The 13,784-nt window shown below is 68.1% G+C and carries 9 protein-coding genes and 1 pseudogene; 4 read left to right on the top strand and 6 right to left on the bottom strand.

What is annotated here, in order from left to right; genetic code table 11:
• Positions 1-223: 223 nt before the first annotated feature.
• Positions 224-1,672, top strand: coding sequence for a gamma-glutamyltransferase (locus tag ACFSL2_RS17605; protein ID WP_377199082.1), 1,449 nt, complete (start codon positions 224-226; stop codon positions 1,670-1,672).
• A gap of 63 nt (positions 1,673-1,735) precedes the next feature.
• On the opposite strand, the gene ACFSL2_RS17610 is transcribed toward ACFSL2_RS17605, so the two are convergent.
• Together ACFSL2_RS17610 and mobF are read right to left on the bottom strand one after the other, a co-directional pair.
• The gene (locus tag ACFSL2_RS17610) at positions 1,736-2,137 is read right to left on the bottom strand and encodes a four-helix bundle copper-binding protein (RefSeq protein WP_377199083.1); all 402 of its coding nucleotides are present in this window, start codon (positions 2,135-2,137) and stop codon (positions 1,736-1,738) included.
• 796 nt (positions 2,138-2,933) lie between these two features.
• Positions 2,934-6,443, bottom strand: coding sequence for a MobF family relaxase (gene mobF / locus ACFSL2_RS17615; protein ID WP_377199084.1), 3,510 nt, complete (start codon positions 6,441-6,443; stop codon positions 2,934-2,936).
• Between the two features lie 621 nt (positions 6,444-7,064).
• On the opposite strand from mobF, the gene ACFSL2_RS17620 reads away from it, so the two are divergent.
• A complete protein-coding gene (locus tag ACFSL2_RS17620; RefSeq protein ID WP_377199085.1) occupies positions 7,065-8,306 on the top strand; it encodes a lantibiotic dehydratase in 1,242 nt (413 codons plus the stop codon).
• Positions 8,215-8,601: pseudogene (locus tag ACFSL2_RS17625) on the top strand (lantibiotic dehydratase); the annotation flags it as partial. The gene ACFSL2_RS17620 and the pseudogene ACFSL2_RS17625, both read left to right, overlap by 92 nt.
• Positions 8,602-8,928: 327 nt before the next feature.
• Here the strand turns inward: ACFSL2_RS17625 and ACFSL2_RS17630 are convergent.
• Complete coding sequence (locus tag ACFSL2_RS17630) at positions 8,929-10,053, bottom strand: HAD family hydrolase (RefSeq protein ID WP_377199086.1); 1,125 nt, start codon at positions 10,051-10,053, stop codon at positions 8,929-8,931.
• Complete coding sequence (locus ACFSL2_RS17635) at positions 10,053-10,394, bottom strand: hypothetical protein (RefSeq protein WP_377199087.1); 342 nt, start codon at positions 10,392-10,394, stop codon at positions 10,053-10,055. Before ACFSL2_RS17635 ends, ACFSL2_RS17630 begins: the two co-directional genes overlap by 1 nt.
• A 182-nt stretch (positions 10,395-10,576) precedes the next feature.
• On the opposite strand from ACFSL2_RS17635, the gene ACFSL2_RS17640 reads away from it, so the two are divergent.
• The gene (locus ACFSL2_RS17640; RefSeq protein ID WP_377199088.1) at positions 10,577-11,809 is read left to right on the top strand and encodes a helix-turn-helix domain-containing protein; all 1,233 of its coding nucleotides are present in this window, start codon (positions 10,577-10,579) and stop codon (positions 11,807-11,809) included.
• On the opposite strand, the gene ACFSL2_RS17645 is transcribed toward ACFSL2_RS17640, so the two are convergent.
• A complete protein-coding gene (locus ACFSL2_RS17645; RefSeq protein WP_377199089.1) occupies positions 11,736-13,313 on the bottom strand; it encodes an NAD(P)H-hydrate epimerase in 1,578 nt (525 codons plus the stop codon). The genes ACFSL2_RS17640 and ACFSL2_RS17645 overlap by 74 nt on opposite strands.
• 143 nt (positions 13,314-13,456) lie before the next feature.
• The gene (locus tag ACFSL2_RS17650) at positions 13,457-13,687 is read right to left on the bottom strand and encodes a helix-turn-helix domain-containing protein (RefSeq protein ID WP_377199090.1); all 231 of its coding nucleotides are present in this window, start codon (positions 13,685-13,687) and stop codon (positions 13,457-13,459) included.
• Positions 13,688-13,784 lie beyond the last annotated feature (97 nt).

Below are 13,784 nucleotides of genomic sequence, written 5' to 3' on the forward strand. Positions count from 1 at the left end.
TGATCAGAGCAGGCGGCCCGGCATCGTGACGGCATTCGTAACCGCCGCTGTCGCAGTAGGGCTCAGCGCCTGCGCGGCGACATCGCCCCCGCCTCCGTCTCGCCAGACCCCGACCACGGCGATCTCGCCCTCAGCCCCCGCGCCTGCGCCTGCGCCTGAGCCGGCGCTAGGTGGATACGGGGTCAGCGCCGGGCACCCACTGGCCGCCCAGGCCGGGGACCAGATGCTCCAACGCGGCGGCACCGCGGTGGACGCGGCGATCGCCGCCGCATTCGCCGACGCCGTCATGCAGCCGGCCAGCTCCGGCATCGGCGGCGGAGGCGTCTCGATCGTCGTCGCGGATGGCGAAGCGAGCAACTACGAGTACCGCGAGGTGGTCAACCAAGTCGGCCAGATCCCTGAAAGTGGTGCGGGGATCCCGGGCTTCGTCGCCGGGATGGAACGCCTGCACCGCGACCACGGGAACCTGCCGTGGGCCGATCTCCTCGCCCCCGCGATCCAGATCGCCGACGAGGGCGGGCCGGTCTCACGCTACCTCGCCTCCTCGATCAACAGCCCGTACGGCCAAGCCATCACCGGATCCCTGCCACAGTTTCAGCGCGAGGACGGCACGCCCCTGCAGGAGGGCGACCTGCTGGTCCAGACAGACCTGGCCGAGACCATGAGCAATCTCGCCGAGGAGGGCCCCGAATCGGTCTACACCGGCACCCTCGCCCAGATACTGAGCCAGACCCCCGGGATCGACAAGGAAACCCTGGCCGCCTACCAGGTCGACGTCTTCGAGCCCGCCGCGGGCCCGGTAGGCGAGTACACGATGCTCTCCGGGGCGCCGGCCCTGCCCGGCGCCGCCATCATCCAGATGGTGCAGATCGCAGAAGCCTCCGGGATCGCCGACGTCGAGCCCGAATCACCCGAGTTCGTCGACCTTCTGTCCCGCGCATGGCAGGTCGCCGACGCCTCCGTGCAGCAGCACTTCGGCGACCCCCGCTTCGTGGACGTCCCGGTGGAGCGGCTGACCGATCCACAGGAGAACGCACAGATCGCCGCCACCCTGCCCAACGCCACCGAGACGACGAACAGATCAGCCGCACTCGGCGGATACGAGAGCGCGCCCAACACCACGCACATCTCCGTGATCGACGCGGACGGGGTGGCGGTCTCAATGACCAACACCATCACGAACTACTGGGGAAGCGGGCAGTACGTCGCCGGGTTCTTCCTCAACGACCAGCTCGAACGGTTCAGCGACATCGGCGCAGCCAGCACGAACCTTCCCGAGCCCGGGCGCCGCTCGGTGACCTGGAGCTCGCCCACCATGCTCCTCGACGCGCAACAACGGCCAGTGCTCGTGATCGGCACCCCGGGCGGCCGCCAGATACCTAGCACCACCGCAAGCGTCATCACCCGCTGGGCCCTGCACGGCCAGCCACTGAAGACCGCGATCCCCGCCGGCCGATTCATCCTGACCGACGGCGAGCTGCGCCTGGAGACTCCACAGCTCGCCGACGGAACGCGCGCGTTGGGCTACGACGTCGTCGTAGCCGACGAGGCATCCCAGGCCAACTACGGCTCCGTCCAGGCACTCGCCATCGACTGGGAGACCGGCGGGGTGAGCAGCTTCGCCGACAAACGACGATCGGCAGGCTTTGTTGTGGGCAGAGCGGACGGCTGACGCGAGAGCGTCGGTCACGCGGCCAACCCTTTTCGGTCCGGTTGGTTCCTGTCGGGAGTCTGTTCAGCGCATCGTGCTCAACAGCTCCCGGCAGGCCGCCTCGCAGGCGCGGCAGGCTTCGGCGCACACCCGGCAGTGCTCGTGCACGCTCGCGTGCTGCTCGCACTCGTCCCCGCACGCCTTGCACGCGGCGATGCATGCCTCCAGCAGCGCGCGACTGATGTTCGCGTCATAGCCGGTGTGCCGCGACAGCACACGAGCAGTCGCGTCACAGACGTCGGCGCAATCCAGGTTGGTGCGGATGCACTTGCGTAGGTCCGCCACAGCGTCCTCGCTGAGGCACGCATCTGCACATGCGGAACACACCTGGGAGCACTCGACGATGGTTTCGATCACCCTCGCCAGTAGCGTGCGGTCGAGGTTCATCGACTTCGGATAGGTCTCGAGCATCTCGCTGGTCTTCATGGCGTCTCTTCTCCGGGTCCTCTGAGGCGCCGCTGCCGTCGGGCCACGCCGCCGCTGTCGTATTCACGGTAAGAATGCACCTAGCGACTCGCAATCAGCACGGCTGGGCGTCCGACTCAACTGTCCGAGCACCGCCAGGCCCCGAACCTGGACTGGTCCGACCGATCAGGATGCGATCATCACAGGCGCACTGGGGGGCAGGTCGTACACGACGGTGGTGGCCTCAGCGACCATCACGTTCGCTTTCTCCGCCGCCGACGCCTCACTCCCAGGGCCGTGTAGACTGCGTCGACCATCTGATCGGGTGGAACCTGTGCGATGCGGCCGTACTCGTCATTGTTTTCGAGCACGGTCGCATCGCCATTTCCTGGACGATACCTTGTGGTGCATGGTCCTTATTACAACGATGGCGTCGCGAGGGCACCGCAGCGCCGGATTGGATTCATGGAGAAGGGTAGCCACTGTGGAAATGGTGCCCGAGACACAGGAACTGCTCATCGTGGTGCAAGAGCCGGCCCGACTCTGCGAAGCAGTTGAGTGCGCACCTGGAGACGTCGCTACCGCCGTTATGGCTCCCAGCCACGGCGCTGGACACCCGGGTCGGATTCAATGGTCAACAGGAATCTTCGGAGATAAGGCCAATGAGCAATTCGATCGAACACACAGCGCGCCAAGATAATTGCGTTGGCGCAATCGAAATTGTACAGGCCGTACTCCCCAGCCGTACCTAAGTTTCGCCGATATCTTCAAAGGGTTTAGGCAGGGGCGCGCGCCTTACACGCTGCGAGGACCATCGCTAAATGCCGATGCTTCGCTCGCGGCTTGTAGCGTCTAGCCGCCGTCTATGCGCCGACTGGTGTCGTGGCACTCGACGTAGTAATGCAGCGCACCGCGCGGCGTCTACAGCCTGCGCGTCGGTGCTGACTGCGTTGTCCCCGAGTGGTGCGCTGCTAGCGATGCCGTAGCGGTCCCGGTAGGCGGCAATCGTGCGGGCGGCGGCCAACCAGTTGTGGCGGGCGTCGATGTCGTCGGGTTCGGAACCGAGAATGGCCATCCAGGGCTCGTGGTCGCGTGTAGCCCGATGGACGAGGGCAGCTACGCGTTGCTCGATCAGGTACGCCCGCTCCTGCAGCGCCTGCCGGTACTCGTCGGTCATGGGCCCTGCGGCTTCGGGGATGAGGCCGGCGATTCGGCGGGGTGCGCATCGTTGGATGGTCAGCCCGTCGTGGCGGACCGGTCGTGCGGTGGCGGTAGCGAGGCGGTGGTGCAGTACGGCTGCGGGGTCGTCGGCATCATCCAGGCCACGCAGGGAGACGAGTTGTGGCAGCACGTGTTTGACGTCGTGGTCGTCGGCTTCGGCGCGGCGCAGTTCGACGGTCAGTGCGCCAAACGCGGGTGCGGTGATGACCCCGTAGGCGTCCCGAGGTGAGAGTCCACACTGGTGGAGCAGTCTGGTCCAGCGGTCGCGCTGCGCTGCGCCGGCCAGCGTTTCGTACTCGGCTGCGAGCTGCGCGACCGAGCCCCACCGCTCCGCCTCATCCTTGCCGACCTGGGTGGCGGCCTTCTCGGCTCCGACTGTGCGGACGATCCCGGCCAGGACGTTCCTGGCTGTGGGGTCCTCGTGGTCGTCGGGTGTGATCTCCAGTGGCGTGTCGGTGATGACGTAGGCAGTGTTGGTCTCCCGGCCGCGGGTCAGGCCGACGTATAGGTTCTCCCGCGTCATGCCCGGCCCGGTGATGAGGTGGCTCGTGTCGACCGTGAGCCCCTGGGCACGATGGGTGGTCACGGCGTAGCCGAGGTCGAGGTGCTCCGCGGCGTAGGCGGCAGGCAGCACGATCGTGTTGCCGTACTTCGCCTCGGGGCGGCGCACGACGACGGATCCGTCGTCGCGGACTCGGACGAGGGTCCACCGGTCGCCGTTGCGCACCCACGAACCGTTGCGGGTGCGTAAGCGGCGGTCGTTGCGTCGGGTGATGACCGCGTCCCCGGCCGAGGCTTGGAGCCCGCAAACGAGGTTGACGGACTGGCCGGGGTCGGTGGCTGCGGTCTGGAGTCGTTCGGTTCGTGCTCGTTCGTTTGCGGCCCGGACGGTCTCGTTGTCCCCGGCGATGAGCACGGAGGCCTTGCCTGCGGCGAGGTCGTCCTGCCAGGCGGCGTACGCGGCCTCGACCATCGCGTCTGCGTCGCCGTCGCGGACCCGGCCGTGGTCCAGGTAGGCGTCGATCGCCTCGTCGCGCCCGTGACGTAGGGCGAGGGAGGCGTGCTTCTCCCACGTGTGGGTGAAGCGGTGCACCTCGCTCAACTCCGGGACACCGTCCTCAGCCTGACGGGCGGCGGCCAGGAGGGCGAAGGCTCCGCCCGCCTCGACGGCCTGGAGCTGGGCCGGGTCACCGACCAGCAGTACCTTCGCACCCACTTCGGCTGCGTGCGCGGTGATGCGGTCCAGGGTGAGGGTCCCGGCGAGCGTGGCCTCATCGACAATCACGAGCTGCCCCGCACGGAAGTCGGCGGCCTGGTGGACGTGGTCGTAGAGCCACTTGGCGGCGTTCTCGCACGCGATGCCCAGGTCCTCGGCCAGGACCGCTGCGGCAGCAGCGGACGGCGCGAGCCCGACGACGGACCCTGACCCGTGCTCGTGCTCCCACGCCGCCCGTAGTGCGCGCATAGTCGTGGTCTTCCCGGTCCCGGCCGGGCCGACCAGGAGGTCCACCTGCCGGGCCGAGACAGCGACACGGGCAACGGCTTCGGCCTGCTCGCCCGAGACCACCCACGACCACCCACCGGGGACGCCCCTGGTGATGGCATGGTCGACGGCGTCCAGGGTTATGGTCGGTGCGGTGCGGATACCCGCCCGGTTCAGGAGCCGGGCCTCCGCATCCAGGAGGGCTTGTGAGGAGTACAGGGCAGAGTCCTTCGGCCGCAGGATGCTGGTGCCGTCCTCGCGGGCGAACTCGGCGGGCGTGGCGGCCAGGTCGGGTGGCGTCAACCGCACCGAACCAGCCTCGGCCCGGGCGGTGATCGCAGCGACCACGGCTATGCGGTCCTCCGCGGTGGCGAACCGCAGGGCCTTGGTCTGCCGGACAGCTTCGGCGTACAGGTTCCAGTGCCGCCAGGTCGGCTTCTTCTCCGAGACCGCGACCACGACCAGTTGGGCGAGGCTGTCGATGAGGTCCAGCGGGACGTCGTCGGCCCGCAGCGTCCGCGGCGGCGTCCCGGATACGAGATTGCTCGCCCACTTGGCGGGGTCGCGGCCCAGGATCTGGGCGGTGCGTTGCCGCCACACCGTGGTGAGGTCGGCCAGGGAGTAGTGGGTCTTGTCCGGGCGGGTCTCCTTGCTGGCCCTCTGCCGGTACTTGTCGATCGTGCTCCGGCCGGGCCGGCGCCCGTACTTCTTGACGTGCTGCGCGATCAGTTCATCGGCGCGGGGGTTGATCTGCTCGGAACGCTGCGAGAACGCTGCCACCAGGTCGTCGGTGACGCCCTTGATCGACCAGCCGGGGTTGCGGCCCTGTCCGGCCCTGGCCCGCAGCTCCCATCCCACACCGAGGGTGCGGGTCAGGTCGTCCATCACGATCGCTTCGTGCAGCTCCGACATCGCGACCGTCGCGGCGTGAAACCCCCGCCCGTCCAGCGACCTCCACTTCCCGTCCAGGAGCGTCTTCACCTTGTTGGAGACCACGACGTGGGTGTGCAGGTGCGGGTCGTTGGTCCGCGAATCCCAGTGATCGAACGTCATCGCGATCAAGCCGGTGACACCGACCTGGGCGACTGCGCCGCCCTCCCCCGCCTCGCTCGCCGCGTTCCCGGCGACAGACGCACCGGTCCGAGTCGCGGCCAGCTCGCGCTCCATAAACTCGAACACCTTGACCACAGCGGCACGGTGGACAGCCACGATCTGCTCCTGGTCCCCGGCATCGGCCACACCCCACAACACCGAGGCCGACTTCGGCAAGGAGAACGTGAAGTCATACCCCGCCACCGCACGCCGAGGCTTTCCGCCGCTGCCCTTCCCGTAGACCGGGTAGGCGCGGCCGAGCTGTTCGCCGGTAATCGGGTCTAGGCCCTTGCCCGCCAACTGGGCCATCTGCTCCTCGGTCACCAGGCCCCCCACGAGCAGGCGACCTAGCTCATCCGAACCCAGGCTCGCAACCCCGGCACCCATCCACCGGCCCGGCGGCGTGCCCGTCTCGGTGTAGTACCGCGTCAGCGGGGTACCCATCGACCGGTCGCCATCACCGGCCGCGACCGACTTCATGAAGTACGAGTACCCGTCCCCCGCCGACATCACGGCAATCGTCACAGTCATCCGCCGGACACCTCCTACAGCAGGAGGTGTCCCGCCCGCACCACCGAGCCAGATAGCTCTAGGTGCCTCGATCTGCAAGAGGCGTGATGGGATTTGGGGGAGGGGCCTGGGAAGGGATCTGGGGGAGGTATTGGGAGACTGATTTGTTGGGGAATGGTGGGGCTGCAGGGATTTGGGGGTGAGATGCGCGGGTCTGGGGTGGTGTGGGAGTGGTCTGGAGGGCCAAGCGGGGGGCGTAGATCTGGGATGAGCCGCGGGAGGGGGACCCCCGCCCATCGTCGGAGTCGCCGCACTCCGCGGGTCCTGGACCATGCTCTGTGACGCATCCCAGGTGGGGCCAAGCCCAACGCGGCCAGGTACCTCCCGGTCATTTGCGGTGCTGTCTGAGCGTTGCTCGGAACATGCCCGGTGAATGCTCTGTACCCCGGAGCTCTGCGCACGTTCGATGGTCGTTGACCAGTGTCACGACCAGCCGAAAGGGCAATCCATGAGCGACAACACCGCGGTCCTGGACCGCGCTACAGCCGATCTGTTCGATCTCGACGTCCGGGTCATGCCCGTGCCCGGCGTGTGGGAGGCCGCCGATACGGATACCACGAAGGATGGGTGCACCGGCACGGAGTGCCCGAGCTGTACCTGCACCCCCTCCTGCAACAACTGCAAGTAGGCGGCGCACCGATGGGACGGGCGCGGACGTACACCCGGGACGAGGAGTTCCCGGTCCTGGCACGCATCCCGATGCTTCCGGTGAGACCGGACGACCCGGATGAGGAGGTCCTGGCTGGGCCGCTTCTTGAAGCGGTGCGGTTCGCGTCTCGTTCCCTCGGCAGCGTCACGCCTGGCGATCTGGATGCTGGCGGGCGGCTTGCGACGACGGTGCGTGCATATGAGTCACGGGCTCGTATGCGCGCGACGCCGCGCGGGTCGTTCGCAGGCGTCCAGGTCGCCCACGCAGTGGACTCTTCCGCGAGCTTCCGGATGGGTTCGGCTCACCGGGCGCGGAGTATGCCGTCGTCGGCCTGGCTGAGCGACCTGTCCAAGCGGCTCATCGAGGCGCCAGGCGTCCTGCCGCGCCTACGGTTGACGTCGAACAATTTGGTCGTACGGCGCGGAGGCCGTTACGAGAACGAGCAGACAGCCGATACGACGTCGTCGGCACGGATCACCATGCGGGCAACGCCGGCCGTCAGCTTGATCCTCGAGGTCTGTCGGAACGGCGCTGGCCTTGAGGCCGTCATCGCGGCGGTCGCTGCCGCTTGGCCGCAGGCTCCCGGGGATCGAGTCCGTGAGGTGGTCCTGGAAATGGTCCGCAGCGGCTATCTCCTGACTGATCTGCTTCCCGGCGACGTCGCCGACGATCCGTTGGGGCAGGTGTTGTCGATGCTTCCTGCGGATGATGGGTTGACCGAGTCCCTGTCCGTGATCCGCAAGCACCTCCACGAGGCAGACCTGTACCCGCCGGGCGCGTCGGAACGGGTCGTGGCGCTGACAACGGCGCGCGATCTGTGCGACACGATCGCCCGCCAAGAGAGCCCAATCACCGTCGATGTCGTGGCTGACGCGGACATTCGTCTCCCGGCACGGCTGCTCGCCGAGGCCGCGGAGGTTGCCGGGGTGTTGTGGAGCATCACCCCCACGAATGCCACCTTGGACTCCTACCATGCTCGTTTCGTCGAGAAGTACGGGACGGACAGGCGGGTTGCGCTGCTCGATGTCGTCGACCCCGTAGCCGGCCTCGGGGACCCGGATGTCGAGCCGAGCCGTGGGCGCGATGAGCCCGACCGAGCCCGCACCCGGGGTCCTGTCGGGACTCGTGGCTGCAGCCACAGCGAGTTGTCAGGCAGCGGTAGTTCTCGACGATGAGACGGTCAATGCTCTGCGGGTTCCTGACGAGGGTGTCCTACCGTCTCCGAGCGCCGAGCTCTATGCCCGCGTCGTCGCGGCAACACAGGACGACTTCGCGTCTGGGCGGTACCAGCTCGCTGCGTACTTCGGGTGCACCGCGGATGCCGGGTCAAGCATCGGCCGCTTCGCTTCGCTGCTACCCATGGACGTCGAGCAGCGCGACAGCGACGAGGCGCCGATAGCGGAGGTGGTGGTTCGCCCTCGCTCGTCGAGGCTGGGCACGGTTGCCATGCCGACCGGCTTTGCCCCGACCAGGATCGGTGTCGGGACGGAGCCCGGGCCGGACGACCTTCCTCTGGACGATCTGGTGCTACGGCGCCCCCGGGATCAGCCGGGCCGTGGCACAACGTCGGCCCCTGCAAGCCGCTGGGGCAGGCGATCGGCGACGAGCTGGTGTGTCGTCTGCGTTCTCGTGCTGCGCATGCTTTCCCTCGATCCGTCAGTTCGTGCGAGGCGTCGTGGCGGGGGGTGTAGACGGGCCGGACCAGGGGCGTGGACCAGCCCACCGCTGGGGTTGCCCGTCCAGTTTGGGGTTGGCGGGCAGTCAGGCGAGCTGCGGGAGCGGCTGCAGTCTGGGTTGTCAGGGACTGTTGAGTGGGAGTTCGAACCCGGCCGGGCCGGTGTTTGTGGTGACGCTGCGCCATTGGGCGCGGCGACGGCCTTCATCCCCGCGCGGGAAGGGCAGGTCCGCCTCCCGCGCGGCGGCTTCAATGGCGCGCATCGTGGTTCCGACGCCGGACGGGATCGGCGCATGCTTCACCCATTGACCAGCTTGAAGCCTCCAGGCCTCGCACCGAGACAGGTCCGCACCTGTGCCGTGCCACACCCGCAAGACCACCGGGCCCGGTGCACTGGCTACGGCGGTAGCGATCTGCGCGGCCAGTGGTGACAACGAACCGTCTACCTCAGGGATGACGGAGTGCAGGATCGACAGGGCGCCGGCCTGATCGATGGTGCCGGTGGTCTCGTCGGCGGCGCTGCGCACGATTGCGGGTGCGTGCCCCATCGCGACAGAGCGTCCGGCCCAGGCCAGCATGCCCAGATCGTTGATCCCGTCCCCGACAGCCACGGTGCGCTCGGCCAGGATGTTCAGGTGTCGGCGCACGTAGTCGAGCGCGACCGCCTTGTTCACGTCCCGGGCCGCGATGTCCAGCCAGTCCGGTCCCATCGGGGTGACGGTGACCCCGGTGGCGTGCAGTGCCTCGATGAACCTACGGATTCCCGGCGCGACGAGCACGATTCGGGTGGCAGACTCCGCGAGCAGGTCGTTCAGCGGGACGAGTTTCTGCTGGCCATTCAGTTCGCCCAGTTCGAACGGGGCGTTGGTCCGCCAGCCCCAACCGACCTCTTCCACCGCGACTCGCACACTCGGAATCATGTCCACGGCGCGTCGGATCACCGCGCCCGGGTCGAAGGTGCGGGCGGCAACGACGTCATAGCCTGAGGGCGCGGTCCGGTCCAGACGGACTGTCAGAGCGCCGTTAGAGCAGACGCTCCATCCATTGGTCAGCCCGAGCCGGATTGCGAGCGGCACCAGTCCGACCAGTGATCGACCGGTGGCGAGCACGACCTCGTGCCCGGCGGCACGGACCAGGTCCAGCGCTTCGACGGTGCCGGACGGGATCTTGTTCCCGTCGTCCACGAGCGTCCCGTCGATGTCGAGAGCCACGAGCATTCGGGTGCATGTGACGGTCGCGGCGCTCATCAGTCCACCATCTGACGCAGCACTGACCGGACCTGGATTTCCAGGCCGTGGCGAGTTCCGGTCCAGAGCGTGTGCCCTGGTACGAGCATCCGGTGATCTAGTGGAATATCGCAGCCCAGAGCGTGCGCGATCTGCTCGCCGTCTTCCAGGTCTGCGGGCTGGAGGCAGATCCGGTCCTTGGTCACGGTGACCAGTTCGATCCGGTCGGGACCGGCGGCCCGAATTGCAGTGAATGCGTCGTCCAGCGCACGCGTTAGATCGTCGTGCGGTGCACGCTCATCGACCGGCGCCGGACGATCGTGCATGACCAGTTCCAGGTCGTGGCCTCGAAGTCCCATCACGTCTCCCTCGTGCAGCTGCGTCGGTGCTCTGCGTGGTCGGTGCTCTGGCGGTCGGCGGGCCGCTACTGGGGCGCGGCCCGCCGACGAGGAACGACGCTATGAGTGAGCGACCTGCGATGGCTGCTACACGCGTAGCAGTCTGAGCCTGTTGGTTACCCCGCAAGCCGCCTATCGTGGTGGTCATGACAAACGACGCCGACCTGTTGCGTGGCGTGGGAGCGGCAATCGCCGCTCACCGTCGTGCGGCGAGCGTGACGCAGCTTTCGCTCGCCGAGCGCATCGGCAAGTCCGTGCAGTGGGTCTCCGCTGTGGAACAGGGCCGCCGGCATGCCGAGCGGCTCACCGACCTGGTCCGGATCGCGTCGGTCATCGGCTGCACCGTCGATGACCTGATCGGCAGACCTTTGGATGCTCTGACCCCTGGCGCCGGTCCTTCGCAGACCGAGACCGTGACCGCGCTGCGCGAGGTCATCATGCGCACCGCCGGACCGATCCCGATCACGGACCTGGCACCCGACCTGACCGACGTGGCAGAGCGCGTCGACGACGCCTGGACGATCTGGCATGAGTCGCCCTCGGCGCACCGTGGCGTCGGCGCCCTACTTCCCGCGCTCGTTGCTGATGCGCACGCCGCCCACGCTTCGTCGTCGGACCGAAAGCGCAGCGCTCGTGCGCTGGCGGGCGCCTACCAGATCACGCGCCAGTGGCTGCACCACGTCCCGTCCGGGGACCTGGCCTGGGTCGTGTCCGACCGCGCTGCCCATATCGCTCGCGAGGCTGACGACCCGTACCTCATCGCACTGTCTGCCTGGGCGCTGTCCGGTCCGTACCGGAGAGCCGGTCACCAGGACGAAGCCACCCGGCTGTGCCTGGCCGCTGCCGACGAGGTGCATACCCGCATCGACCCTGCGAATCCGCGCAAGGACCTCCTGGGCGCGTACGGGATGCTGCACCTGGCGGCGGCGGTCAGCGCCGCACAGTCCGATCAGGACGGCCGCGCCTGGGCGTTCCACCGCGTCGCGCAAGACGCCGCCCATGCTCTCGGGCCTGGCTATTACGACCCGTGGACGAAGTTCGGCGCGGGGAACGTCGACATCCATGCCGTGGCGATCAACGCCGAGCTCGGGCGACCGGACGACGTCGTCGAGCTGTCCGCCCGCCTCAACCTGAACAACATCCCGAGCGTGGAGCGCCGGTCAGCCGCGCTGATCTCCACGGCGCGCGGCTTCGTGCGACGCGGCGAGGACGAGTCCGCAGCATTGGTCCTGCTGGACGCCGAACTGATCTCCTCCGACGAGGTTCACGACTCCACGATCGTCCGCGAGCTGCTGCGCGAGCTGATCATTCGCGACCGCGCCCGCGCCCGCCCGCATGTCCACGGACTCGCCCGCCGCGGCGGCCTGCTCGCGGCCTGACCGACGTTTCCTTTTCCACCAGCAGTTCCCGCACCGCCGTCGGCGCGTGCTCGGCGATCTGACTGGCTCGCAGCGGCCCGTCGTTCGCCGCGAGGGCTGCCGCGCGCCCGTGCACGAACGTAGCCATGGCACCTGTGTCCAGTGCGGGGAGGCCTGCAGAGGTGAGCGCTCCGGCGATGCCGGCCAGGACGTCACCAGAGCCAGCGGTCGCCAGCCACGCAGGCCCGTCATCCTGGCTGAAGGACCGCCCATCCGGCCCAACGACGATCGTGGTCGAGCCCTTCAGCAGTACCGTCACGTCGGCCGCGTCCGCAACCCTCAGGGCGTGCTCATAAGGCCGCTGGAGGATGCCGGCCGTCGTCGCGTCGTACCCGATCGCAGACAACGATCGTCCCAGCTCGCCCACGTGCGGAGTTAGGAGGACGCGATCTCCGGGAGTGGGGCGGTCGCCCCCCGCGCGTCGGCTCACGCACGTCTCGATCGCACCGGCGTCAACGACGCAGGGCAACCCGGTCGCCAGAGCCTCATCGATCGCGCGATCCTGGTCCGCGTCATCGAGAACCCCTGAGCCGAGCAGGTAGGCGTCGACCTTCCCGGGGTACCGCTCGGCCTCTGGAACGTGCTGCAGGATCAGGTCTCCGACATGGCGTGGGCCTGTGTAGCGGACGATGCCGACGCCTGTCCCGAAGGCGCCCAGGCACGCCAGCACCGCCGCCCCTGGGTATCGGTCCGATCCGGCGACGATGCCAAGCAGACCACGCGAATACTTGTGATCGCCCGGTCCTGGCGTCGGCCAACGATCCGCGACACCCGACGGGGTCAGGCGCTGCACTTGACCGATAGGGGCGAGGCGGGGCGTGATCCCGACATCGACGAACACCACGCGTCCCGCGACCTGGGAGGCCGGAGGCAGCAGCAGGCACCGCTTGTATGCCGCGAACGTGACCGTGACATCCGCCCGTACATGGACGCCGCTGATCGCGCCCGAGTCTGGGTCCACACCGCTGGGCAGATCCACCGCGACGACCAGAGCAGTGTCCGGGATCGCCTGTACGAGATCGCTCGCCGGAGTGCGGAGGCTACCGACCATCGCGTCACCGACGATCCCGTCGACCACCATGTCCGCACCCGCGACCAGGTCGAGGGCCTGCTTGAGTCCCGCTGAATCGGTCGCATCGATGACCGGGACCTGGAGATGACGCGTCCCGATCGCATCCACGTGGCCGCTGGTCGCGACCGCGCGCACCGCGACTCCACGCTCACGCAGATGCTTGCCCGCGACCATCGCGTCCGCGCCGTTCTTGCCCATGCCGGCTAGGAGCACGACGGTGCGTCCATGCGCCGATCCGAACCTGTCCCGCAGCTCCGTCAGGCACACCTGTGCCAGACCGAACGCGGCCCTCCGGATCAGCTCGTCATCGCTGCGCGCAACCGCCAGGGCGCCTGCTACGGCCGTCTGTACCTGCTCGCTGGTGTACGCGTCGATAACACTGCCCGAGGTCACGGCGATACCGTGTCACACCAGCCGAGTCGAGTGCCACCGAGGGCTCATATTCTCCCGCCCGTGTTGATTCGGCCTACATACCTGGCGCTGCCAGCGTCGTGCGCACCCGCTTACATTAAGCGGGTGTCTAGTTTGTAGGGTCTTCAGGCGCTCCTCCCACGGCCAGCCCGGTAGGCGCCAAGGTCGGTCACCGCAGCGTGTGGGCATTGGCGGTTCGCGATCCAGGCGCCGAGACAATCGGGCTCGATCAGCCACTTGCCGCGCTTGATGCGCTGAGTGCCGTGCAGTTCTTTCGCCTGCAGGGCTTTGTAGAGCGTGACCCGGTGCCGGCGGGACACATCGGCTGCTTCGTCAACGGTGAGTCGGGCAATCACGAAACCATCGTGCCGCAGCAGTCCGTCCTACGCGCGGTGTCCGTCAGGACTCACCATGCGGCGCAGGCTGTCCCCGATCCGACCCCGAGTGGTCCGA

It is taken from the genome of Promicromonospora aerolata, assembly GCF_042682255.1.
In the GTDB taxonomy this organism is placed as follows: Bacteria; Actinomycetota; Actinomycetes; order Actinomycetales; family Cellulomonadaceae; genus Promicromonospora; species Promicromonospora aerolata.

Coding starts and splice junctions, on each gene's coding strand:
- ACFSL2_RS17605 (WP_377199082.1), top strand. CDS start 224: ATGCTCCAACGCGGCGGCACCGCGGTGGACGCGGCGATCGCCGCCGCA.
- ACFSL2_RS17610 (WP_377199083.1), bottom strand. CDS start 2,137: ATGAAGACCAGCGAGATGCTCGAGACCTATCCGAAGTCGATGAACCTC.
- mobF (WP_377199084.1), bottom strand. CDS start 6,443: ATGACTGTGACGATTGCCGTGATGTCGGCGGGGGACGGGTACTCGTAC.
- ACFSL2_RS17630 (WP_377199086.1), bottom strand. CDS start 10,053: ATGAGCGCCGCGACCGTCACATGCACCCGAATGCTCGTGGCTCTCGAC.
- ACFSL2_RS17640 (WP_377199088.1), top strand. CDS start 10,577: ATGACAAACGACGCCGACCTGTTGCGTGGCGTGGGAGCGGCAATCGCC.